The following is a 24,121-nucleotide window of genomic DNA, read 5'->3' on the forward strand; positions in this document are numbered from 1 at the left end:
CCTGGCGGAACGAGCTGATTCATGAGTCTGCACTATCCCACCATCGCCGATTGCATCGGTAACACGCCGCTGGTGCGCCTGCAGCGCCTGGCCGGCGACACCCGCAGTACCGTGCTGCTCAAGCTGGAAGGCAACAACCCGGCGGGTTCGGTCAAGGACCGCCCGGCGCTGTCGATGATCCGCCAGGCCGAGGCCCGTGGCGACATCCTGCCCGGGGATACCCTGATCGAGGCCACCTCCGGCAACACCGGGATCGCCCTGGCCATGGCCGCCGCGATCATGGGCTATCGCATGATCCTGATCATGCCCGACAATTCCAGCGCCGAACGCAAGGCGGCCATGACCGCCTACGGCGCCGAGCTGATCCTGGTCAGCAAGGAAGAGGGCATGGAAGGCGCGCGGGATCTGGCCACCCGCATGCAGGCCGAGGGCCGCGGCAAGGTGCTCGACCAGTTCGGCAATGGCGACAACCCGGTCGCCCACTACCTGGGCACCGGTCCGGAAATCTGGCGCCAGACCCACGGCAGCATCACCCATTTCGTCAGTTCCATGGGGACCACCGGGACCATCATGGGTACCTCGCGCTACCTCAAGGAGCAGAATCCCAAGGTGCAGATCGTGGGTCTGCAACCGGAGGAGGGCGCGGCCATTCCCGGTATCCGCCGCTGGCCGGAGGCCTACCTGCCGAAGATCTACGAATCCAGTCGCGTGGATCGCATCATCGACATGGGCCAGCAGGAAGCCGAGGACACCATGCGCCGCCTGGCCCGGGAAGAAGGCATCTTCTGCGGTGTGTCGTCCGGCGGTTCGGTGGCGGGCGCCCTGCGCATCGCCCGGGAAGTGGACAACGCGGTGATCGTCGCGATCATCTGTGACCGAGGCGATCGCTACCTGTCGACCGGCGTCTATGACCCGCGCTAAGCGAGGCGGCGGCGGGCTGCGCTTCCAACCCGCCGGTGGCGCCCGGGCGGCGGCGGTGCCGACCGGCAAGCGGCAGCTGCTGACCATCGAGCGGCTGTCCCATGACGGCCGCGGCGTCGCCCGCGAAGGCGGGCGGACCTGGTTCGTCGCCGGTGCCCTGCCGGGCGAGCAGGTCGAGGCGCGGGTGCTCGGTGCTCGCAGCCAGGTGGTCGAGGCCCGTACCCTCAGGGTGCTGGAAGCCAATCCGCTGCGGCGCACACCGCCCTGCAGCGTGGCCGACCGCTGCGGTGGTTGCACCCTGCAGCACCTGCCCCATGCCGATCAACTGACCCTCAAGCAGGACGCCCTCGCCGAGCAATTCCGCCGGCTGGCCGGGGTGCAGCCGCTGGCCTGGGCCGCGCCCATGGTCGGTCCCGAGTTCGGCTATCGCCGGCGCGCCCGCGTCGCGGTGCGCTGGGACGAACGCCAAGGGCGCCTGGAGGTGGGTTTTCGCGCCGAGGCCAGCCAGGACATCGTCACCCCCGACGACTGCCTGGTACTGGTCCCGGAACTGCAGCCGCTGCTGCGGGCGCTACCTGACGTGCTGAGCGGGCTGGAGCGCCCCCAGGCGATCGGTCATGTCGAACTCTTCCAGGGTACGGCCACGGCCCTGCTGGTGCGCCATACCCAGGCGCTGCTGCCAGACGACCAGGCCCGTCTGCGCGACTTCTGCGCGGCCGCTGGCGTCCAGCTCTGGTGGCAGGGCAAGGGCGAGCCGCAGCCGGATCAGGTCGACGCCAGGCTGGGCTATCGATTGGCGCCCTGGGACCTGACGCTGGCCTATCAGCCGGGCGATTTCGTCCAGGTCAACGCCGCCATCAACGAGGCCATGGTCGCCCAGGCGCTGGACTGGCTGGCGCCCACCGCTGGCGACCGGGTGCTCGATCTGTTCTCCGGCCTGGGCAATTTCGCCCTGCCATTGGCGCGGCAGGCAGCGGCGGTCACCGGGATCGAAGGGGTCGCGGCGATGACATCCCGGGCAATACAAAATGCGCGTGACAACGGCATCGGCAACGCGCACTTTCTACAGGTGGACCTGTCGAACCCGCTACCCGCCGATCTGGGCAGCCATTCGCTGGCCTTGCTGGATCCGCCGCGCGACGGTGCGCTGGAGGTGGTCCGGCAGCTCCGGGGGCTCGGCATCGGGCGACTGGTCTATGTTTCCTGCAATCCGGCCACCCTGGCGCGGGATGCGGGAGAGCTAGTCCGACAGGGCTATCGCATGACAAGGGCGGGCATTCTCGACATGTTCCCGCAGACCGCCCATGTGGAAGCCATGGTGCTGTTCGAAGCGGGCAGGATGCCCGGGTAACGACGGCTCGCCAACCGATGCGAGCCAATCCGGCGAGAAGGCTACGCCGTGAGGAAGGGGTAGATGGTACAGGTCAGAGCGCATCAGCCAGTCAACGTCGATGGCAGCATCAACCTCCACGCCTGGCTGGATCATATCCAGAGCGTGGATCCGAATCTCGATCGCGAGGCCTTGCTGGATGCCTGCGGCTTCGCCCGCACGGCGGAAGAGAATTCCGGTCAGGTCGAGCACACCTGGGCGGAGGGTACCTCCAGCTTCCACACCGGGCTGGAGATGGCCGAGATCCTGGCCGACCTCAAGCTGGATCAGGACAGCCTGATCGCGGCCATCGTCTATCGAGCGGTGCGCGAGGGCAAGGCGACCCTGGAATCGGCGACCGAGCATTTCGGCCCGGTGGTGGCCAAGCTGATCGAAGGCGTGCTGCGCATGGCGGCGATCAGCGAGAGTCTCAATCCGCGCAAGTCCATGGTGCTGGGCAGCCAGACCCAGGTCGACAACCTCCGGCGCATGCTGGTGGCCATGGTCGACGACGTCCGCGTGGCCCTGATCAAGCTGGCCGAGCGCACCTGTGCCATCCGCGCGGTCAAGAACGCCACCGAAGAGCGCCGCAACCGGGTGGCCCGCGAGGTGGCCGACATCTATGCGCCCCTGGCTCATCGCCTAGGCATCGGCCATATCAAGTGGGAGCTGGAGGACCTGTCCTTCCGCTATCTGGAGCCGCAGCAGTACAAGCAGATCGCGACCCTGCTGCATGAGCGGCGGCTGGATCGCGAGCAGTACATCGCCGACGTCATGCAGCAGCTGCGGGACGAACTCACCGCCACCGGCATCAAGTCCGACCTCAGCGGTCGGGCCAAGCACATCTATTCCATCTGGCGGAAGATGCAGCGCAAGGGTCTGGAGTTCAGCCAGATCTACGACGTGCGGGCGGTGCGGGTACTGGTGCCCGAGATGCGTGACTGCTATACGGCGCTGGGTATCGTGCATACCCTCTGGCGGCACATTCCCCGCGAGTTCGACGACTATATCGCCAATCCCAAGGAGAACGGCTACCGTTCCCTGCATACCGCGGTGATCGGCCCGGAAGGCAAGGTGCTGGAGGTGCAGATCCGTACCCACGCCATGCACGAAGAGGCGGAGCTGGGGGTCTGCGCGCACTGGCGCTACAAGGGGACCGACGTCAAATCGGCCTCCAACCACTACGAAGAAAAGATCTCCTGGCTGCGCCAGGTGCTGGAATGGCACGAGGAGCTGGGCGACATCGGCGGCCTGGCCGATCAGCTGCGGGTCGACATCGAGCCGGACCGGGTCTACGTCTTCACCCCCGACGGCCACGCCATCGACCTGCCCAAGGGCGCGACGCCGCTGGACTTCGCCTATCGGGTGCACACCGAGATCGGCCACAACTGCCGCGGCGCCAAGATCAACGGCCGTATCGTGCCGCTGAACTACCAGCTGCAGACCGGCGAGCAGGTGGAGATCATCACCGGCAAGCAGGGTTCGCCCAGTCGCGACTGGCTCAACCCCAACCTCGGCTACGTCAATACCTCGCGGGCCCGGGCCAAGATCGTCCACTGGTTCAAGTTCCAGGCGCGCGACCAGAACGTCGCTGCCGGCAAGGCCATGGTCGAGCGCGAGCTGTCACGCCTGGCGTTGCCGCCGGTGGACTTCAACACCCTGGCCGAGAAGGTCAACTACAAGGGCGCCGAGGACATGCTCGCGGCCCTGGGCGCTGGCGATCTGCGCCTGGCCCATGTGATGCATGCCGCCCAGCAGCTGGTGGAGCCGGACAAGGGCCTCGATACCCTCGATCTCCTCCCGCGCAAGCCCACCAACAAGCCGGGCAAGCGCGGCGATGTACAGATCCAGGGGGTGGGCAATCTGCTGACCCAGATCGCTGGGTGCTGCCAGCCGGTACCGGGTGATGCCATCGTCGGCTACATCACCCTCGGCCGCGGCGTGACCATCCACCGGCAGGATTGCGCCAATGCCCTACAGCTGGCCAGTCGCGAGCCGGAGCGGACCATCCAGGTGAGCTGGGGCCCGGTGCCGGTGCAGACCTATCCGGTCGATATCGTGATCAAGGCCTTCGACCGCTCCGGTCTGCTGCGCGACGTCTCGCAGATCCTGCTCAACGAGCGGATCAACGTGCTGGCGGTGAACACCCGCTCCAATCGCGAGGAAAACACCGCCAACATGCTGCTGACCATCGAGATCCCCGGCCTGGACGCCCTCGGCCGCCTGCTCGGGCGCATTTCCCAGCTGCCCAATATCATCGAAGCCCGGCGTAATCGCACCGCCTGAGCGGTGTGACGACGACCCCACGAGGCGCCTCTGGCGCCTCGTGCTTTTTCCAGCGACAGGATTCACTCATGTACCAGCTCGACGACCTGCTGCACCTCATGGCCCGGTTGCGCGATCCCCGGCACGGCTGCCCCTGGGATTTGCGCCAGGACTACGCCAGCATCGTGCCCCACACCCTGGAAGAGGCCTACGAGGTCGCCGACGCCATCGCCAAGCGGGATTTTCCCCAGCTGCGCGACGAGTTGGGCGATCTGCTGTTCCAGGTCGTCTACTACAGCCAGTTGGGGCGTGAGGATGGCCATTTCGACTTTGCCCAGGTGGTGGATGGCATCATCCGCAAGCTGGTGCGGCGTCATCCCCATGTCTTTCCCGATGGCGACCTGCATGGCCCCCTGGACTTGCCACGGCTGGACGAGGCGACCATCAAGCGGCGCTGGGAAGAGATCAAGGCCGAGGAGCGTGCGGAGAAGGCCGCGGCGCCCGAGCAGCTGTCGCTGCTGGATGACGTTCCGGCCGCGCTGCCGGCCCTGAGTCGGGCGGCCAAGCTGCAGAAGCGCGCCGCCAATGTCGGCTTCGACTGGGCCGATGCCACGCCGGTGGTGGCCAAGATCCAGGAGGAACTGGACGAGGTACGCGAGGCCATGGCCAACGGCCAGGCCACCCAGGTGGCGGAAGAGGTGGGCGATCTGCTGTTCGTCATGGTCAACCTGGCGCGCCACCTGCAGGTCGATGCGGAAGACGCCCTGCGCCAGGCTAACGCCAAGTTCGAGCGACGCTTTCGCTATATAGAAGAGGCGCTGAAAGCCCAGGGACGCACGCCGCAGGAAGCCAGCCTGGAGGAGATGGACGCGTTCTGGGACGCCGCCAAGGTGGAAGAGAAGGGCGTCGTCGGGCATTCGTTGCAGGGTCGCTGAAACCGGGCGCAGGTTGGTGCTGAGCATAGCGAAGCCCAACGCTGCCGAGATCTGGACGGGTTCCGACGTGTCGTCCAAGCCCGGCTGTTGGACTTCGCTGCGCTCAACCGCAACCTACGGCATCCGCTCCCAGCCGTAGGACAGGTCCGGTTGGTCGGCCAGGTGTGCCGGGCACTTGCCCTTGAGGTGCCAGGCGAAGGCGATGATTTCCGCCAGGGTACGATAGAGCGCCTCGGGAATTTCCGCGCCCAGTTCCAGGCGTGCCAGGATGCGCACCAGGTCGGCGTTCTCGTAGATGGGCACCTCGTGCTCGCGGGCCGTGGCCAGGATGAGTTCGGCCAGTTCGGCGTCGCCCTTGGCGGACAGGATGGGTGCACTGCTGCCGTCATAGGACAGCGCGATGGCCTGGCGGGGGGCGGACGTGCTCATGCGGTATCGTCGATCCAACGTTGTTCGAGAGAGGTGCGCGGATGGCGCGCAGGGCGGCCCTGGCGGCTGCTGAGGTCGCCAACCACGAAGCCGGCGGCCAGCAGGCGGTCGCGCAGATGGGGCAATTCGGTATCGATCAGCGTCGCGGTGGCGCCTTTTTCCGCCCAGAACTCGCTCGACAGCCGGCCGCTGGCCAGCTGTGCCCGTACCTGCAGCGGGCCGAGCGGTGCCAGGTCGAAGGCCAGTTCCACCTTCCACAGGCTGTCGCGGGCTTCGCCGCGGGTATCCGGCGGCGGTCGTTCCTCCTGGAAGCGCACCTGCACCGCGCCGAGGCGCTCGCCATCGCGCCAGGGAATCTCGGTCTGCCAGGTGGAGAGGTAGTAGCCGTCTGGCAGGACCTGGGTCTGGGCCAGGCTGGCGAGCTGGTGGGTCTGCAGGCGGGCGATGACGCCGGTGGCCAGTTGCAGCAATTCGTCGAGTTCGGCGTTGGCGGCGCTGAGGCCGCGACCGTCGCGTTCGCCCAGGGGAAAGTCCAGGGCGGTGGGTTGGCGACTGGCGGTGGCGGCGCCGCCCAGGGCCCGGCGCAGGGCGTCGGGGAGATTCTGCTGGGCGGCCTGGGCCGCGACCTGGGGATTGCGCAGGGCATCGCCCGGTACGCTGGCCAGCAGTCGATCCACCAGGCGTAGCAGGTTGGCCTTGAAGTCTTCCTGGAGATCGGGACCGCCGCGCTCCAGCAGTTGCTGCTCCAGTTGCAGGCCGCTACGGGCCAGGGCGCGGGTCCAGCCCTGGGCGGTGGTGAGCGCCTCGGTGTGCTCCAGATTGGCCAGCAGCGCCTTGAGCGCGGCCCCCACCGACGGTGGCAGCTCCGCCTCGGGGACGTCCTCCAGCCATTGCAGCAGGGCGTTCATCGACAGCTGGCGTTGGCCCTGGCCCTGTAGCTGGCGGTCGATGTCGAGCTGGTCGAGGCGCTGCGCCATGGGCAGCACCGTGACTTCCTGGCGGTCCTTGATCACCACTGTCAGCAGGCTGCCCACCGGTACCGGACGGGGCGATTCCAGCTTGAGCTGGCGGCCTTCGAGGTTGGAGCTCAGGGCCTTGGCGATCACCTCGTAGGTGGGTGCTGCGCCGGGCTGCTGTTGCAGCAGGCTGCTCAGCACCCGTAACTGCAGGGTGGTCCCCACCGGCAGCTGGCGCAGGTCCAGTTGCTGCAGCGGTGGTGGCGGGGCGTCGCCTTCCAGGCTCTGCAGCAGCACCGCCAGCTGGGTGGAGCCCAGGGTACTGACCAGCAGCTGGCTGCCCACCGGCAGGTTATTGGTCGGACTCTGGGTGGTGAGCAGGACGCTGCCGCCCTGGGCCAGCTGCAGCTGCAGCAGGAACTGGAAATTCTGGCCGGCTGGCCGGGTGGCGAGCACCTCGGCGGTGGCCGTGCTGCCGGGCGGTATCAGGTCATCGAGGGATTGCAGGGCCTGCAGGATCTGCGCGCCGGCATCCGACGCCTGCGCCGCCGCGGCCCGGACGGGCAGGGCGGGCGTGACGCCGACGCTGGGTGGGATCGCGGAGATGGGGGTCATCGGGCAGGTCCGGTGGAATCGCCTGTGTATAATGGCGCGCCTTCAAGGGCGTGTGCCGGGTTAACGGCCAGCGCCCGACCGACTTTAGTGCCGTGAGATCGCCTGTCTTGAATCAGCCCCTGCTCGACGCCGTCGCGCTCCGTTGCGAACGGGGCGGTCGCCTGCTGTTCGACGATCTGAGCCTGGGCCTGGCGGCAGGCGAGTCGCTGCAGATCGGTGGCGTCAACGGCAGCGGCAAGACCAGCCTGCTGCGCATCCTGGCGGGACTGCTGCCGGCGGATGCGGGCGAGGTGCGCCGACCCGCGGCGGCAGAACTGCTCTGGCTGGGTCATGCGCCTGGAATCGCCGAGGGGCTGACCGTGCTGGAAAATCTCTACAGCCTGGCCAACCTCTGGCGCCCGACCACGCCGGCTGCCTGCCTGGCTGCCCTCGCGGCGCTGGGTCTGGCCGACTGGGCGGATGAGCCCTGCAGGCAGCTCTCGGCCGGTCAGCGCCGCCGCGTCGCCCTGGCCCGTCTCCACCTGCCCGCGCCGCCGCGACTCTGGTTGCTGGACGAACCCTTCACCGCCCTCGACGCCGCCAGCTGCACCCAGCTGGAAGAGCGCTTGCGCGCGCATTGTGCCGCGGGTGGCGCCCTGGTGCTGACCAGTCATCGCGAGCTGGAGGTCCTGCCCGATGGGCATCGCCTGCTCTGGCTGGACGGTGGCCGATGAGCGGCGCCTGGCTGGCTATCCTCGGGCGCGAAGGGCGCCTGGCCTGTCGCCGTCCGGCGCTGTGGCTCACGCCCCTGGCCTTTCATGCCCTGGTGGTGACCCTGTTTCCCCTGGCGCTGGGTCCCGATAGCCAGCAGCTGGCCGCCCTGGCGCCGGGACTGCTGTGGATCGCCTTGCTGCTGGCCTTGCTGCTGGGCCAGGAGGCCTTGTTTCGCAGCGAATGGCAGGACGGCTCCCTGGAACTCTGGCTGCTGGCGCCCCAGCCCTTGCCGCTGCTGGTACTGCTCAAGCTGCTGGTGCACTGGTGCTTCGCCGGCCTTGGCCTGGTGGCCCTGACGCCGCTGCTGGCGCTGATGCTGGGGCTGCCCGCCGCGGCCCTGCCAGCGACCCTGGCGGCCCTGACCCTGGGCAGTCTGGCCCTCACGCTGATCGGCGCCATCGGCGCGGCCCTGACCGTGGGCCTGGCTCGTGGCGGGCTGCTGCTGGCGCTGCTCAACCTGCCGCTGCAGATCCCGGTGCTGATCCTGGGCGCCAGCACCCTGGACGCGGCGCGCCTGGGTCTGCCGGTGACCGGCTTGCTGCTCTGGTTGGGCTGCCTGACCCTGCTGGCCCTGACCCTGGCGCCCCTGGCGGTCGCCGCCGGCTTGCGCATCGGCGCGGCCCAATGACGAGGACGACATGAACTGGACCTGGCTGCACCGCCTGGGCTCTCCCGCCATCTTCTATCGCCTGGCCGGTCGGCTGCAGCGGCCCTGCCTGGCGCTAGCCGGACTGCTGCTGGCCGTCGGTCTCGTGTGGGGGCTGTTCCTGGCGCCGCCGGACTACCAGCAGGGCGACAGCTTTCGCATCCTCTATGTGCATGTGCCGGCCGCCTTTCTGGCGCAGTCCTGCTATCTGCTGCTGGCGGTCACCGGAGCCGTCGGCCTGGTCTGGCGCCTCAAACTGGCCGACGTGGCCCTGCGCGCTGCCGCGCCGATCGGCGCCTGGATGACGGTGATCGCCCTGGCTACCGGGTCGCTGTGGGGCATTCCCACCTGGGGCACCTGGTGGATCTGGGACGCCCGGCTCACCTCGATGCTGGTGCTGCTGTTTCTCTATCTGGGCGTGATCGCCCTGGGGCAGGCCATCGACCATCGCGAGAGCGCCGCCCGGGCCTGCGCCATCCTGGCGCTGGTGGGCTCGGTCAATTTGCCGATCATCAAGTATTCGGTGGAGTGGTGGAGCACCCTGCATCAGCCGGCCACCTTCAGCCTGGTGGAGCGTCCACCGATGCCCGCGGCCATGTGGCTGCCGCTGCTGGTGATGGTGCTGGCGTTCTATCTGTTCTTTGCCGGCGTGTTGCTGCAGCGCATGCGCCTGGAGGTGCTCAGGCGCGAATGGCGCAGTCGCTGGGTACGCCTGGAACTGGGCGAGGAGGGCGCGTGAGCGGCGTGGACTGGGCGCAAACCCTTGGCATGGGGCGTCATGGCCTCTATGTCTGGCCGGCCTTCGGCCTGACCCTGGTCATCCTCGGCGGCCTGCTGCTGCACGGCTGGCGGGCGCGTCGCCGGCTGCAGCGGGAACTGCGCCAGCGCTGGCTACGGGAGCGGCGGCCATGAATCCGCTTCGTCGTCGCCGGCTGCTGTGGATCCTGCTGCTGTTGCTGGGGGTGGGGGGCGCGGTGGCGCTGGCCCTCAGCGCCCTGCAGCAGAACATCAACCTCTTCTATACCCCGAGCCAGATCGCCCAGGGTGAGGCACCGCGGGACACCCGCATCCGTGCCGGCGGCATGGTGGAGCAGGGCAGCCTGGTGCGCGCCGCGGATTCCCTCGCGGTGAGCTTCGTCATCACCGACTTCCAGAGCGAGGTGCGGGTGAGCTATGCCGGCATCCTGCCGGATCTGTTCCGCGAAGGTCAGGGCGTGGTGGCCCTGGGCCGACTCGACGACCAGGGTCGCCTGGTGGCCGACCAGATCCTCGCCAAGCACGACGAGAAGTACATGCCCCCCGAAGTGAGCCAGGCGCTGCGCCAGGCCGGACGGCCACTGGACGGCGCGAGGCCGGCGCCATGATCCCGGAACTGGGGCAACTCTGTCTGCTGCTGGCGCTGGCCATGGCCCTGGTGCAGGGCACCTTGCCGCTGCTGGGCGCCTGGCGCGGTCAGGTCGACTGGATGCGGCTGGCGCGCCCGGCCGCCTTTGGCCAGTGGCTGTTCCTGGCGCTGGCCTTTGCGGGCCTGATCTGGGCCTTTATCCAGGACGACTTCTCGGTGGCCTATGTGGCGGCCAACTCCAACAGTCGCCTGCCCTGGTACTACAAGGTCAGCGCCACCTGGGGCGCCCACGAGGGCTCACTGCTGCTCTGGGCGCTGATCCTGGCGGGCTGGAGTCTGGCGGTGGCGTGCTGTTCGCGGTCCTTGCCCCAGGCCCTGCTGGCGCGGGTGCTGGGTATCCTCGGGCTGGTGGCTACGGGATTCCTGACCTTCCTGGTGGCCACCTCCAACCCCTTCGCGCGCCTGCTGCCGCAATTTCCGCGGGAGGGCAACGATCTCAATCCGCTGCTGCAGGATCCGGGGCTCATCCTGCATCCGCCCCTGCTCTACATGGGTTATGTGGGCTTTTCGGTGGCCTTCGCCTTCGCCGTGGCAGCGCTGCTGGAAGGTCGGCTGGACGCTGCCTGGGCGCGCTGGGCCCGGCCCTGGACGCTGCTGGCCTGGGCCTTTCTCGGCTGCGGCATCGTGTTGGGCTCCTGGTGGGCCTATTACGAACTGGGCTGGGGGGGCTGGTGGTTCTGGGATCCGGTGGAAAACGCCTCCTTCATGCCTTGGCTGGTGGGCACGGCGCTCCTGCATTCCCTGGCGGTGACCGAGAAGCGCGGCCTGTTCAAGGGCTGGACGGTGCTCCTGGCCATCGCTGCCTTTTCCCTCAGCCTGCTGGGGACCTTTCTGGTGCGCTCGGGGGTGCTGACCTCGGTCCATGCCTTCGCCAGCGATCCCACTCGCGGCGTCTTCATCCTGGCCTTCCTGCTGCTGGTGGTCGGCGGCTCCCTGGCGCTGTTCGCCTGGCGTGCACCGGCGCTCGGCGGCTCGGCGTCCTTTGGCCTGGCCTCCCGGGAGGCCTTGCTGTTGATCAACAACCTGATCCTGGTGACCGCCGCGGCCATGGTACTGCTCGGCACCCTCTATCCGCTGATCATCGACAGCCTGACGGGTGCCAAGCTGTCGGTGGGGCCGCCCTATTTCGACCTGCTGTTCGTGCCGCTGATGGCGCTGCTGATGCTGGCGCTGGGCGTCGGGGTGCTGGTGCGCTGGAAAAGCAGCCCGGGACGCTGGCTGGCCCGCCTGCTGGCGCCCATCCTGCTGGCTTGCGCCGTGCTCGCCGGACTCGCCGGTTGGTGGCTGGACCAGCCCAGGGCGGGGATCCTGGCGGTGCTGGCGCTGGCGGCCTGGATCCTGCTGACCGCGCTGCGCGATGTGCTGGGCAAGGTGCTGGCGCTGGGCTGGCGCCGTGGCCTGCGCAGCCAGCCGCGCAGCTACTGGGGCATGCACTTGGCGCACCTGGGCCTGGCGGTGCTGGCCCTGGGCGTGGTGCTGGCCAGCCAGCTGGATGTGCAACGCGATCTGCGCCTGGCGCCGGGCGAGCATGTCGAGCTGCAGGGCTATCGCTTCGGCTTCGCCGGGACCCAGCATTACCAAGGGCCGAACTTCACCGCCGAGCGTGCGCTGCTGCAGGTCGAGCATGAGGGGCGGGTGATCGCCCTGCTGACCCCGGAGAAGCGCCGCTATCTGGCCAGTGGCGCGGTCATGACCGAAGCGGCCATCGATGCTGGCCTGACCCGCGATCTCTATGTGGCCCTCGGCGAGCCGCTTGGGGAGGGCGCCTGGGCCGTGCGCCTGCAGATCAAGCCCTTCGTCCGGCTGATCTGGCTCGGCGGCCTGTTCACCGCCTTGGGTGGCCTGCTGGCCTTGGCCGATCCGCGCTATCGCCGCCGGCGCTCGTCTTCCCCTGTCGCTGCCACGGAGTCCGCCTGATGCGCCGTCGCCTGTTGCTCTGCCTGCCACTGCTGGCCTTTCTGGTGCTGGCCGGCTTGCTCTTTCGCGGGCTCCATCGTGATCCCCAGGCGCTGCCTTCGGCGCTGGTCGGCCAGCCCTTTCCGGCGTTTTCCTTGCCGGGCGTGCAGGATGAGCGACTGTTCACCCGGCAGGATCTGCTCGGCCGCCCGGCGCTGGTCAATGTCTGGGGCACCTGGTGCGTGGCCTGCCGGGAAGAGCACCCGGTGCTCACTCGACTCAAGGCCGAGGGCGTGGTGATCCACGGCATCAACTACAAGGACGACAATGCCAGCGCTCGGCGCTGGCTGGCGGAATTCCACAATCCCTACCAGCTCGATATCCGCGACGACGAAGGCCGGCTGGGCCTGGACCTGGGTGTCTATGGCGCGCCCGAGACCTTTCTCATCGATGCCCGCGGCGTGGTGCGCTATCGCCATGTCGGGGTGGTCGATCAGCGCGTCTGGGACGCAGACCTCGGGCCGCGCTACCGAGCCCTGGTGGCGACGCCATGAGGGTCGGCTGGCTGCTGCTGTTGCTGGTCTGGTCGACCCTGAGCCAGGCGGCCATCGACCCCTATGGCTTTCGCGACGACGCCGAACGCGCGCGCTTCCAGGCGCTGACCCGAGAACTGCGCTGTCCCAAGTGCCAGAACCAGGACCTGGCCGATTCCAATGCGCCCATCGCCGGCGATCTGCGCCGCGAGATCCAGCGCCTGATGGCGGCCGGGCGGAGCGATGAGGAGATCATCGCCCACCTGGAGCAGCGCTACGGCGAATTCATCCGCTATCGGCCACCCTTCGAGGGCCGCACCCTGCTGCTCTGGCTGCTGCCGGGCTTGGCACTGCTGGCTGGGGCCGGGCTGCTGCTCGTCCTGACGCGGCGCCGCCGCCCAGAGCAGACGCTGAGTGACGCCGAACGCCAGCGACTGGCGCAGCTGCAGGCGGAGGAGGAGCCGTGATGCCGACCTTCTGGGGGCTGGCGGGATTGCTGCTGATCCTGGCGGTGCTGATCCTGCTGGTGCCGCTGCTGCGCGGTGGACGTGTCATGGCGGATCAGCGGGCGGTGCTCAATCGTACCCTCTATCAGGAACGCCTGGCCGATGCCCGGGTGCGGGCCGCACGAGGGGAACTGGACACCCAGGCCCTGGCGCTGGCCGAAGCCGAGGCCGGCCGCAGCCTGCTCGCCGACAGTCCTGCCGAGGGTTCTTCGCCGCTGCGTCAGGGCCGGCGCCTGGGTGTCGCGGTCGCCCTGGGCGGCCCGGTCCTGGCCCTGGGGCTCTATCTGCTGCTTGGCGCCTGGCCGGCGCTGCAGCTGAGCCAGCGCCTCGCTACGCCGCCAGCGTCGCCCCAGGCGCTGCTGGCCGATCTGGAAGCGGCGACGCGACTGCAACCCCAGGCGGCCGACAACTGGTATCTGCTGGCGCGTGCCTATGCCGGCCTGGGCCGCTACCAGGCGGCGGTAGCGGCCTTCGAACAGGTCATCTCGCGTGATGGCCGGCGGGCGGAGGTCCTCGGCCAACTGGCCCAGGCCCGTTTCTTCGCCGCGGGCCGCACGCTGGATGCCCGCACCCAGGCGCTGGCCGACGAAGCCCTGGCCGCCAATCCCGGCGAGCCCACCACCCTGGGACTGCTGGGCATGGCTGCCTACGAGCGGGGCGCCTACGCCGATGCGGCGGACTACTGGCAGCGCCTGGTCGCCGTGCTGCCGCCGGCCGATCCCCTGCGCGGCACCCTGGCCGAGGGGGTCGCCCGGGCGGAGCGCGCGGCGCGGGCCGCCGGCCAGGCGCTGACCATGCCGGGGCTGGAGGTGGAGGTGGAGGTCAGTCTGGCGCCCGCGGTGGCGCAGCGGGTGCGGCCCGAGGACAGTGTCTTCGTGCTGGCGCTGGCGGTGGATCAGCCCGGTCCGCCGCTGGCGGTACGGCGGCTGCGGGTCGCCGATCTGCCCCGCCGGGTGCGCTTGGATGACGGCGATGCCATGCTGCCCCAGCGCAAGCTATCCGACTATCGCCAGGTGCGACCGGTGGTGGTCATCGCCCGCAGCGGTGATCCGCTCAAGGGGGACTGGCGTCTGGAGGGGCGTCCGCTGGAACGCTCTTCTAGTACGTTCAGCCTATTGCGCGTGGAAGCCGACGATGCCATTACGCCATGATCGCGCAGGATGTCGACAATTAGAGCAAGGAAGCCATGTATACCTACGAAGACGCCGTCGCCGCGACTACCGAACTCTGTAGCCAGATCGAGAATCTGCCCGCCAGGCGGCGGGCGGTCCGTGAAGATTTCTACAGGAGCTTCGGCGACGCCGATAACGATGGTCTGAGTTATGGCGACTCGGAACTGGCCTTTCTCGACTGGGAAATCCAGGCTGGCGTCCTGGATCCGGTGACGGGCAGCGCCTGGTGGCGCAACGTCAATCTGCACTTCATCTACCTGTCCGAGTTGGCGGGCTGCCTGGCGACTCATCAGCTGCCAGGTGACCAGGCGCCCTATCCGACGCGCTGCTGGTTGACCTTTATCGCCGATCCCACGCCGCGCCATTGGTACCGGGCGCACAATGCCTCCATCCTGGCCGGTTTCGCCCTGCATCAGGAGGACGCCCGCGCGGAAAACGCGGTGGGTCAGCTGTTTCTCAACATCACCCTGTATCGGCTGATGTTCGCCCAGGCGCTGGTGGAGGAGGCGACGCTGTTCGCCGAGCTGGGTGCGCTGCTGGCCGATCCGCGTGGCTTCTCGGTAAAGTTGCTGGTCAGCCTGGCCGACTTCTATCCGCCGCACTATCCCCTCACCGAGGCCGATCGCGAGGTGATCGAAGGACATGGCCTGGGCATCGAGGAGCTGGGCGTGCGTCTCATGGATGGCTGGATTCGCCTGGAATTGCGCAAGCTGTACCGGGAGGCCGCCGAGTGGAATCAGGCCCCCGAGCTGTTGAATTACCTGGATGGCGACGAACCCGCCTATCCGCCCGCCGTGGACCGCTGCGCTGTCTACGCGACGGCCCTGGCGGTGGCGTCACTGGAAGGCGTCCTCGCCGGGCAGGATATCGCGGTGGCCGAGGACGGCACGAGCGGTCTGCAGGCCGGATAGGGTCGCCGATTCCACGCAGCCCATGTTGAAGCCGTTGTGGATCCAGTCACCGGTCAGATAGAGGTTGCGGCAGACGCTGCCGTCGGTCGCCAGGCGATAGCGACTGCTGCCAGCTACGCTCTGCACATAGCGTTCGCTGGGGTCGACGTTGGCGCGCCAGTATTGATAGTCGAAGCGCGCCACGCCGCTAACCGTGGCGGGAGCCAGCAGGTATTCCCAGCGATAACCCTGGTCGGTCCCGGCGTCCGGCCAGTAGTCGCGCAGGTTGCCGTTCATGAAGTCGATGAAGGCCTGGTGCACCCGGGCTGCCTGGCGCGCGGGATAGTCGTTCTGCGTGCCGATGGGGGGCGCGGCGTCGGCAGCGAAGACGCCGCAGAAGTAGCTGATGTCCTGGGGCGGGGTGCCGCTAGACCAGTCTTCGCGCGCCACCAGATAGCTGACGTCGGCCCAGGAATCCATCGCCTGGGCGGCGAAGCCGAGCAGTTCCGGCGCCTGGCCGCCTTGGGGCGAGCCGGTCCAGCCCAATTGCCAGACGTCGCGATCCTGCCAGAGCTGCACCGCCTGGGTAGCCACGGTAGCGACGGCCCGGGTCATCCGGGCGAAGGCCGGATCCAGGGCGTAGAGGCTGGGGGAGAGATCGGCCAGACCGGCGACGGAAATACCCAGGATCACCTCGTCGAAGTCGCGGTCGACCTGCAGTTCCAGTTGTTCAACGCCCGACCAGCCGCTCCAGTTGGACTCCAGATTGATGTGCTGCTCCTGCAACTGCTGGGCGACGTCGTCGGAGATCTGCGCGTACAGCGGCGCCGAAGGCCAGCAGGGCAGACCCTTGACGTCCACCAGAGGCTGGTAGGGCTCCTGCTTGAGCGGTACCTGGCGCTGGATCTGCAGGCGGGTCACCCGCGGTCCCTGGCCCTCGTCGGTGGCTTCGATACCGGTCACCTGATGGAAGAACTTGAAGTTCACGCCTCGCTTGGCCAGCACCTCGTAGTAGGGCGCGAAGACCACGTCGCCCATGCCTGCCTGCATGCGCCAGATGAAGGAGCCCTTCGACGTGGTCAGGGCCAGCAGCGCCGCGCGCAGCACGGTGCCGGCCTCGACATCGGGTTGGGCGAGATCGCCGTCGCGATAGGCGAAGATGCCGCCATGCAGCGACTTGAGCACGGCGCCGTCCAGGGTCGCGGTGCTGGCGCCATGGCGGCTCAGCCAGGCCTGGAAGGTTTCCGCGTTGAGCATCTCGAAGCCCTTGGAATAGACCTCGTCGGCGAGCATGCCGATAAGTACCGTCAGGCCGAAATCCATCAGCAGCCACAACCGGTGAGCACCGACCTGGGTCTGGCTCCGCTCGTGCAGGATCTCGCCTAGGAGGCTGCGTGCCTTGCGCAGGAGCCACAGCAGCAACGGATGATCGACGCCGTCGGGCAATTCCGTGCGCGCGCGCTGCAGGTGCCGCTCGGCTTCGTCCAGGGCCAGCTCCTGCAATTCCTCGCGGCAGTGCGCACGCAAGCGGGCGAACAGGCCGGTCGGCGCGGCGGTTGGCGGGGTATCGTCCACCTCGCCCAGGCGCAGCAGCCACTCCAGCAGATCGCCGAGGGCGCCCATGAACGGCTTGGGGTTCCAGCCCTCGCCGGGCTTGCCAGGCAGGGCCAGGGTGTCGATGGGCCAGGTGGTCCATTGATCCTGGAAGTCGTCGGCGAAGGCGGTATGGGAATGCGGGAAGAAGGCCTCGTCGAGGGTCGCCAGCGGCGCGCCGGCGGGCCGGTCCAGTTCTTCGTAGCACTGCCGCAGGCTATGGAAGGCGTTGTAGTAGAAGCCGAACCAGACATGGATGCCGTGTTCCTCGATCCGCTGGTGGTCGGCCACATTGCGTCCGCTGGCGCCCTTGCCGCCGAGTCGCCAGCCCTGCTGGTAGAGGGTGAGCTGATAGCGTTCCTGCCAGTTGGGCTCGCTCGTAATACGAAAGGCGGCGGTGACGGCGGACACGCCGCCACCCAGAATGGCGATCTTGCGGACAGAAGGGATAGCTTCCATGCCTATTGCTCCGAAGTGTGCAAATTGTTGCACCAGTGGACGAATGCCAAGTGATGGCTAAGGTAATATCACTTTATCGAAAAGTTCCCTTGGGACTTTAGCGAGGCAACGGAAATAGTTGAGGTGCTGACCCGGTGTGCCCGGTTGGCCGAGGATCGAGGCGAGCGCGGTGTTGAGGATTCCAGGCTATAGCTGCAAGACGCAGGTGAGCGAAAGTCGCCATGCCCTGATCTACCGCGGCACGCGCCTGGCCGACGGTCAGCCGGTGATCCTCAAGCAACTGGCCGCCGACTATCCGACGCCCCAGGCTCAGGCCGGGTTGCGCCATGAGTTCGAGCTGACCCGGCGCGCCAGCGCCAGCGGCGCGGTGAGCGCGGCCCTGGAGCTGCTGGAATTCCAGGGCCGCCAGGTACTGGTACTCGAAGACATCGGTGGTACCGACCTGGCCGAGCTGCTCGCCGCCGGGCCGCTGGCGCTGGACGACTTCTTCGACTGGGCGCTGGCCATCGTCCGCGCCCTGGCCCGGCTGCACCGGCTGCGCATCGCCCACAATGACCTCAATCCGCGCAACATCGTCTGCAACTGCACCAGGGGCAGTCTGCGCCTGACTGATCTGGGCATCGCCACCGTCTTTGGTGCCGTCAAGGGCGGCGACGCCCGCCTGGAGGGCTCGCTGACCTATCTGGCGCCGGAGCAGAGCGGCCGAACCGGACGTCACCAGGACTATCGCAGCGACTTCTATGCCCTGGGTGTGACCTTCTACGAGATGCTCGCGGGCGAGCCGCCGTTTCGCGCCCAGGACCCCCTGGAACTGGTGCACGCGCACCTGGCGATGCGCGCGCCCTCGCTGGTCGAGCGGGTGCCGACGGTACCGCCCATGCTGGCGGCGCTGGTGGACAAGCTCATGGCCAAGGCCGCCGAAGAGCGCTATCAGGGCTGCTTCGGCATCCTGCGCGATCTGCAGCGCTGCCAGGCGGCCCATCAGGCGGGTGAACGCAGCCCCTTCGCCCTGGGCGAGCAGGATCCGCCCGCGCGACTGGTACCGGTACGCACCCTACAGGGCCGCGGAGCCCCCCTGCGGCTGCTGGAAGAGGCGCTGGCGCGGGCGACCCTGGGCCGGATCGAAGCCGTCTTCGTCAGCGGCCCTTCCGGGGTGGGCAAGTCGGCGCTGGTGCAGGCCTTCGTCCGCCGCCAGGGCGAGCGGGTGCTGCTCGCCCATGGCAAGTTCGAGACCCTTGGCAGCGGTGTGCCCTATGGCGCCCTGCGCCAGGCGCTGCGCGAACTGGTGGAAATCGGCCAGACCCTGGGGGAGCCCTTCGCCGCTCGCCTGGTCGAGGCCCTGGGCGGCAACGCCGGGGTGCTGACCGAGGTGTCCCCGGAGCTGGCCGCCTGGCTCGGTCCCCAGCCGCCAGTGGCCGAATTGCCGCCGCAGCAGGCCGAGCAGCGCTTCGACGAAGCCGTGATCGCGCTGCTGCTGGCCTTTGCCGCGGATACCCGTCCGCTGCTGCTGTGGCTGGACGATCTGCAATGGGCCGACAGTGCGTCGCTGCGGCTGATCGAGCGCCTGCTGGCCCGGGCCGACCAGGGTCAGTTGCTGCTGGTGGCGACCCTGCGGGAAGAACAACTGTCCGGCAGTGGCCTGGAGCGGCTGCTGGGCGCGGCCCTGATCCGCACCCTGTCGCTGGGTCCCCTGTCGCGGGTGGAGATCGAGCGGCTGATCGCCGAACTGCTGCCGGCGCCGGCCGCGGACCAGGCGGCCCTGGCTGGGCTCTGCCTGGACAAGACCCTCGGCAATCCCTTCTTCATCGAACAGCTGCTGCGCAGTCTGCAACAGGAGGGCCTGCTGGAATTCGATGGCGAGACCGGCCAGTGGCATTGGGAACTAGCCCGGCTCCAGGCACTGGACGTCTACGACAACGTCGTCGATTTCATGGTCGGCAAGCTCAAGGACCTGCCGACCGCTACCTCGCAGCTGCTGCAATGGGCAGCCTGCCTGGGCACTCATTTCTCCAGCGACCGCCTCGCCGCGCTGATGGCGGAATCCCCCGCGGATATCCGCCGACTTTGCCAGGCGCTGGTGCAGGAGGGGCTGCTCACCGAACCCGAAGGCGGCCAGGTGGGCGAGCACACGCCCACGCACTACAGCTTCCTGCACGATCAGGTGCGCCATGCCGCCCACTCGTTGCTGGCGCCTGCCGAGCGCGAGCGGGTCCACCTGCGCGCCGGTCAGCTGTACCTCGCCGAAGGCAGCACCGCGCAGCTGGACGCGGTCAGTCACCTCAATCTGGCCCTGGCGCTGATCGAGACGCCCGCCGAGCGGCTGCAGCTGCTGGAGCTCAATCTGGACGCCGCGCGCAAGGCGCGCCAGGCCAACGCCTATCCGGCCGCCCAGGCCTTTTTGCGCACGGCGGTCGCGCTGATCGACGTTGGCGCCTGGGAGACCCGCCATGTGCTGCTGTTTCAGCTGCATCGGGAATGGGCCGAGGTCGCGCACCTCTGTGGCGATGCCAACGAAGCCCTGCGCATCTGCGAGCTGCTGCTGCCGCGCGCCCGCAGCACCTTAGAAGAAGCCGGGGTCCGCGCCCTGCAGATCGACCTCTACAGCGGCCTCGGGCGCTTCACCGAAGCCCTGGCCGTGGCCAAGGCCGGCATCCAGGTGCTGGGCGAGCCCTGGCCAGAGGCACCGGACGATATCAATCAGGCCATCGGCAGCGACAGCGCCGAGGTCGAGGCCTGGCTCGCCGAGCGCCATCCCGCGGCGCTGCTCGACCTGCCGCGCATGGAAGACCCGCGTGCCCAGTTGCTGATCCGCCTGTTGGGCCTGCTCTGGGGCCCGGCGATCAACGTCGACCTGCCCATGAGCCTGCTGGCGGTCATGCGTATCGTCAAGCTGTCGATCCAGTACGGCAATGGCGATCTCTCGCCCTTCGGCTACGCCAACTACGGCTCGTTGCTGTCAGCCTTCCATGGCCGCTACGAACTGGGTTACCAGGTCGGGCGGCTGGCCGTCGACCTGGTGGACCGCACCGGCAATCTGCCGCTCAAGTGCAAGGTCTACACCATGTTCGCGGTGACCAACAGTCCCTGGTCGACCCCCATCGCGGACAACGTCGCCCTGCTGCGCGAGGCCCTGGCGGCCGGTCAGCGTACCGGCGACGTCATCTTCACCGCCTACAGCGCCTTCCACATTCTCAAGCACCTGCAGCACGCCGGCGCGCCGCTCGACGACATCCTGGGGGAAACCGCGGAGATCGAGCGGATCCTGTTGGGGGTCGGCGATCCCAATACCCTGGAGATCTTCACCATCCTGCGCCAGTCGCTGCGCCTGCTGCAGGGCCTCACCCCGGGTCAGGCGACCTGGGACGAGGAGGGCCAGGACGAAGCGGCGCTGGTGCGGCAGATGCAGGACAGCGGTCATGTCCTCTGTCTGAACTACTACGACTTCAACAAGATGCAGGCGGCGCTGCTGTTTCGCCGACTGCCCCAGGCACGGCAGCACGCCGAGGCCATGGAGGCTTCGCTGGCGGCGAGCTTTGGCTGGTTCAGCATCGCCGAGCACGCCTTCTACCAGGCGTTAATCCTGCTCGCCGAGGGCGAGCTGGCGGGCGAGGCGCTGGCCAAGATCGAGGCCGCCCAGGAGCGGTTGAGCGGCTGGGCGGCGCACTGCCCGGAAAATTTCGCCCACAAGCGCGATCTGGTGGCGGCCGAGCGGGCGCGCCGCGAGGGCCGCGTCGAGGCCGCCATGGACCTCTACGAGCAGGCCCTGGAATCCGCGCGGCTGCATGGCTTCCGCCAGGGCGCGGCGCTGGTCGAGGAACTCTATGGGCGGTTCTGGCTGGAACAGCAGCGTCCGCGGATCGCCCGGACCTATCTGCAGGATGCCCAGCGCAGCTATCTGCACTGGGGCGCCGTGGCCAAGGCCCAGGCGCTGGAAACCGAATTCCCGCACTGGCTGCGCGCCGCCGAGACCAATGCCCTGACCGTGCAGCGCACTCAGGGCCAATCCACCAGCGAGATGATGCGGCTTGACTGGCTGTCGGTGCTCAAGTCGCTGCAGACCATCTCCAACGAACTGGCGCTGGACCAGCTGCTGGCGCGGATGATGCGCATCATCCTGGAGGAGGGCGGTGCCCAGCACGGTTTGCTGCTGTTGCCCGAAGGCGGTCGCTGGCTGGTGCAGGCCTCGGTCTGCAGCGGCGCGGCCGAGCCTCAGGTATTGCAGAGCCTGCCGCTGTCCCTGAACGAACAGGAGTCCGGCGAAAGCCTGGTGCCCCTGACCCTGGTGTCCCAGGTGATCCGGCAGCGTGAACCGGTGATTCTCGATGACGCCGCCCGCGCCGGCCGCTTCGTCCGCGACGCCTATATCCGCGCGCGCCGGCCGCGTTCGGTCTGCTGCCTGCCGATCCTGCGCCAGGGTCGCCTGATCGGCATCCTCTATCTGGAAAACAACCTGCTGGCCCAGGCCTTCACCCCGGGACGCCTGCAGGTGCTGGGGATCCTGGCCACCCAGGCGGCGATCTCCCTGGAGCACGCGCAGATCTACGAGACCCTGGAGCAGCGCGTCGGCGAACGCACCCGCGAGCTGGACCAGGCGCGCATTCGCGCCGAGGAGGCGGCAGCGGCCAAGTCGCTGTTCCTGGCGACCATGAGCCACGAGATCCGCACCCCGCTCAACGCGGTGATCGGCCTCAGTCGCCTGACCCTGGGCACGCGGCTGTCCAGCGAACAGCGTGGTCACGTCGGCAAGATCCTCGACTCCGGCGAGACGCTGCTGGGCGTGATCAATGACGTCCTCGACTATTCGCGCAACGAGGCCGGCGGTACCCAACTCGAACAGCTGGGCTTCAACCTGGCCAAGGTGCTCGAACGTACCCTCAACCTCTGTGCCCTCAAGGCCCACGAGAAGGGCGTCGAGCTGGTGCTGGATTGCGGTCCGGACATTCCCCTGGCGCTGGAAGGCGATCCGCTGCGCCTGCAGCAGGTGTTGGTCAATCTGCTGAGCAATGCGGTCAAGTTCACCGAGCGAGGCCATGTGCTGGTTCGCGTCGGCGCCGTCTGCGAAGCCGGTCGCGCCCATTTCAGCCTGGCGGTGGAAGACACCGGCATTGGTCTGACCGAAGCCCAGCAGGCGCAACTCTTCCAACCCTTCACCCAGGCGGATGGCTCCATCAGCCGCCGCTACGGCGGTACCGGTCTGGGCCTGGCGATCTCCCGCCAGCTCACCGAGCTCATGGGTGGCACCCTGGAGGTCCACAGCGAAGCCGGGCGGGGCTCCTGTTTTACCCTGCGCCTGACCCTGCCGGTGGTGTGCGAGCCCGAGCGGCCGCTCAGCCAGACCTCCCGGCAGGTCCTGCTGGTGGACGACCACGGTCTGGCCCGGCGGACCCTGGGGCAGCGCCTGCGCGAACTGGGCATGCAGGTGGTGGAAGCGGAATCCACCCAGCAGGCCCTGGCGGCCATGGCCACGTCGGTCTTCGAGCTGGCCATCGTCGACTGGCGCCTGGGCGCCGAAGACGGTCTGGCCTTGGCGCGTCAGCTGCGTGCCCGGCAGCCGGAGCTGGCGTTGACCCTGCTGGCCTCGCCCTATGAGGCGGAAGAGGTGCGTAGCCTGGGCGAAGACCTGGGCGGCCTGGAACTCCTCGACAAACCTGTCACCGGTCCCGCTGTGCAGCGGTTGCTGGCCGGTCTGGGACTGGCGCCGGTCGCCACCCCGACGGTGGGCCAGAGCGTGGTGGATCTGCAGGGCATTCGCCTGCTGCTGGTGGACGACAACGCCATCAATCGCCAGGTGGTCATCGGCTTCCTGCAGGGCAGCGGCATCCTCATCGAGGTGGCCGAAGACGGCCAGGCCGCGCTGGACCAGCTGGAACGGCAGCGCTACGACCTGGTACTGATGGACGTCCATATGCCGCGCCTGGACGGCCTGTCGGCCACCCGCGAATTGCGCACCCGCCCGGCGCTGGCCGGGCTGCCGGTCATCGCCATGACCGCCAACGGCCTGCCGGGCGATCGGGAGCGCTGCCTAGAGGCCGGCATGAACGATCACCTGGTGAAGCCGCTCGATCCCGCCGAGCTGTTTCGCATCATCGCCGCCTGGGCCAACCTCGAACAGCTGCAGCGCGCCGAACGCAAGGCGGTGGAGGAGGTGGTCGAGATCAAGGAGGCCGGCGTGCTGGCGCGTGCCCGTGCCAGTGCGGTGCTCGAACCCGAGTCGGCGTTGCGCCTGCTGCGTGGCAGCGCCGAACTCTATGAGCAGTTGATGCGGGATTTCCGCGTGCAACAGGCCGAACTGCCGGGGCGGATCGCGGCCTGGCGGGCAGCGGACGATGTCACCGCGTTGTTCGAGTGCGCCCATGGCCTGCAGGCCACCGCCGCCTATGTCGGTGCCATCGCCCTGCAGGAGGCGGCGCAACGCCTGACCAACCGGATCCGCCTGGCCCAGCCCCTCGGCGAGGACGTGCGCCGCCTGCACGCCGAAGCCGAGCGCTGCCTGGCGTCTCTCGACGAGATCCTGGTCGAGGTCGCGAGTGACGAGGAAGCCACCGTCGAGGAACTGGAGGCCCTGCTCGAACGCCTGGTCGGACTGCTGCAGACGTCGGACTTCGCCGCCGAGGAACTGCTCGACCTCTTGCTGCGCGCCTGTGTGAGCACCCCCCACAGCGCCGATCTGGTGCGCATCCGTGAGTGGGTCAATGACGTCGAGTTCGAGCATGCCGCCGATGCCACCGCGGATCTGCTGCGGCGGTTGCGGCAGGCCGGACAACGGTCGGGATAACTG

At 68.4% G+C, this 24,121-nt stretch carries 18 protein-coding genes; 15 read left to right on the forward strand and 3 right to left on the reverse strand.

The window, feature by feature from the left end:
* Positions 1-21: 21 nt before the first annotated feature.
* The 4 genes from cysM to mazG all read left to right on the forward strand — a co-directional run bounded on the left by cysM (position 22) and on the right by mazG (position 5,490).
* Positions 22-921 (forward strand): cysteine synthase CysM, encoded by a 900-nt coding sequence (gene cysM, locus LRS53_RS03015; RefSeq protein ID WP_017642224.1) that lies wholly within the window; start codon positions 22-24, stop codon positions 919-921.
* The gene (rlmD, locus tag LRS53_RS03020; protein ID WP_231354883.1) at positions 908-2,272 is read left to right on the forward strand and encodes a 23S rRNA (uracil(1939)-C(5))-methyltransferase RlmD; all 1,365 of its coding nucleotides are present in this window, start codon (positions 908-910) and stop codon (positions 2,270-2,272) included. Before cysM ends, rlmD begins: the two co-directional genes overlap by 14 nt.
* A 63-nt stretch (positions 2,273-2,335) precedes the next feature.
* Positions 2,336-4,576, forward strand: coding sequence for a GTP diphosphokinase (gene relA / locus LRS53_RS03025; RefSeq protein WP_093252518.1), 2,241 nt, complete (start codon positions 2,336-2,338; stop codon positions 4,574-4,576).
* A gap of 68 nt (positions 4,577-4,644) precedes the next feature.
* The gene (gene mazG / locus LRS53_RS03030; protein ID WP_231354884.1) at positions 4,645-5,490 is read left to right on the forward strand and encodes a nucleoside triphosphate pyrophosphohydrolase; all 846 of its coding nucleotides are present in this window, start codon (positions 4,645-4,647) and stop codon (positions 5,488-5,490) included.
* 114 nt (positions 5,491-5,604) lie between these two features.
* Here mazG and LRS53_RS03035 read toward each other — a convergent pair whose 3' ends face one another.
* On the reverse strand, positions 5,605-5,919 hold the full coding sequence (locus LRS53_RS03035; protein ID WP_017642228.1) for an EscU/YscU/HrcU family type III secretion system export apparatus switch protein: 315 nt from the start codon (positions 5,917-5,919) through the stop codon (positions 5,605-5,607).
* Positions 5,916-7,490 (reverse strand): flagellar hook-length control protein FliK, encoded by a 1,575-nt coding sequence (fliK, locus tag LRS53_RS03040; RefSeq protein ID WP_231354885.1) that lies wholly within the window; start codon positions 7,488-7,490, stop codon positions 5,916-5,918. Before fliK ends, LRS53_RS03035 begins: the two co-directional genes overlap by 4 nt.
* A gap of 107 nt (positions 7,491-7,597) precedes the next feature.
* Here fliK and ccmA point away from each other — a divergent pair, with 107 nt between their 5' ends.
* From ccmA to LRS53_RS03090, 10 genes are read left to right on the forward strand one after another with little or no spacing between them, the layout of a single operon-like run.
* Positions 7,598-8,203, forward strand: coding sequence for a cytochrome c biogenesis heme-transporting ATPase CcmA (gene ccmA, locus LRS53_RS03045; RefSeq protein WP_231354886.1), 606 nt, complete (start codon positions 7,598-7,600; stop codon positions 8,201-8,203).
* Complete coding sequence (gene ccmB, locus LRS53_RS03050) at positions 8,200-8,871, forward strand: heme exporter protein CcmB (RefSeq protein WP_231354887.1); 672 nt, start codon at positions 8,200-8,202, stop codon at positions 8,869-8,871. Before ccmA ends, ccmB begins: the two co-directional genes overlap by 4 nt.
* Before the next feature lie 10 nt (positions 8,872-8,881).
* The gene (locus LRS53_RS03055; protein WP_231354888.1) at positions 8,882-9,628 is read left to right on the forward strand and encodes a heme ABC transporter permease; all 747 of its coding nucleotides are present in this window, start codon (positions 8,882-8,884) and stop codon (positions 9,626-9,628) included.
* Positions 9,625-9,801, forward strand: a complete 177-nt coding sequence (ccmD, locus tag LRS53_RS03060) for a heme exporter protein CcmD (RefSeq protein WP_064308939.1) — start codon at positions 9,625-9,627, stop codon at positions 9,799-9,801. Before LRS53_RS03055 ends, ccmD begins: the two co-directional genes overlap by 4 nt.
* Positions 9,798-10,253, forward strand: coding sequence for a cytochrome c maturation protein CcmE (ccmE, locus tag LRS53_RS03065; RefSeq protein WP_231354889.1), 456 nt, complete (start codon positions 9,798-9,800; stop codon positions 10,251-10,253). The genes ccmD and ccmE overlap by 4 nt, the downstream gene beginning before the upstream one ends.
* A complete protein-coding gene (locus tag LRS53_RS03070) occupies positions 10,250-12,211 on the forward strand; it encodes a heme lyase CcmF/NrfE family subunit (protein WP_231354890.1) in 1,962 nt (653 codons plus the stop codon). The genes ccmE and LRS53_RS03070 overlap by 4 nt, the downstream gene beginning before the upstream one ends.
* The gene (locus LRS53_RS03075; RefSeq protein ID WP_231354891.1) at positions 12,211-12,744 is read left to right on the forward strand and encodes a DsbE family thiol:disulfide interchange protein; all 534 of its coding nucleotides are present in this window, start codon (positions 12,211-12,213) and stop codon (positions 12,742-12,744) included. The genes LRS53_RS03070 and LRS53_RS03075 overlap by 1 nt, the downstream gene beginning before the upstream one ends.
* Complete coding sequence (locus tag LRS53_RS03080) at positions 12,741-13,190, forward strand: cytochrome c-type biogenesis protein (protein ID WP_017642237.1); 450 nt, start codon at positions 12,741-12,743, stop codon at positions 13,188-13,190. Before LRS53_RS03075 ends, LRS53_RS03080 begins: the two co-directional genes overlap by 4 nt.
* Positions 13,190-14,380: a c-type cytochrome biogenesis protein CcmI gene (gene ccmI, locus LRS53_RS03085; RefSeq protein ID WP_231354892.1), complete on the forward strand. Its 1,191-nt coding sequence runs from the start codon at positions 13,190-13,192 to the stop codon at positions 14,378-14,380. The genes LRS53_RS03080 and ccmI overlap by 1 nt, the downstream gene beginning before the upstream one ends.
* 35 nt (positions 14,381-14,415) lie before the next feature.
* Entirely contained in the window at positions 14,416-15,312 is an 897-nt protein-coding gene (locus LRS53_RS03090; RefSeq protein ID WP_231354893.1) for a hypothetical protein, read from the forward strand.
* On the opposite strand, the gene LRS53_RS03095 is transcribed toward LRS53_RS03090, so the two are convergent.
* A complete protein-coding gene (locus tag LRS53_RS03095; protein WP_231354894.1) occupies positions 15,238-17,343 on the reverse strand; it encodes an NAD(P)-binding protein in 2,106 nt (701 codons plus the stop codon). The genes LRS53_RS03090 and LRS53_RS03095 overlap by 75 nt on opposite strands.
* 205 nt (positions 17,344-17,548) lie before the next feature.
* Here LRS53_RS03095 and LRS53_RS03100 point away from each other — a divergent pair, with 205 nt between their 5' ends.
* Positions 17,549-24,118 carry a response regulator gene (locus tag LRS53_RS03100; RefSeq protein ID WP_231354895.1) on the forward strand — a complete coding sequence of 2,190 codons (6,570 nt, stop codon included), beginning with the start codon at positions 17,549-17,551 and terminating at the stop codon, positions 24,116-24,118.
* The last annotated feature ends 3 nt before the right edge of the window (positions 24,119-24,121 follow it).

This window comes from Pseudomonas sp. PLB05, assembly GCF_021106615.1.
In the GTDB taxonomy this organism is placed as follows: domain Bacteria; phylum Pseudomonadota; class Gammaproteobacteria; order Pseudomonadales; family Pseudomonadaceae; genus Chryseomonas; species Chryseomonas benzopyrenica.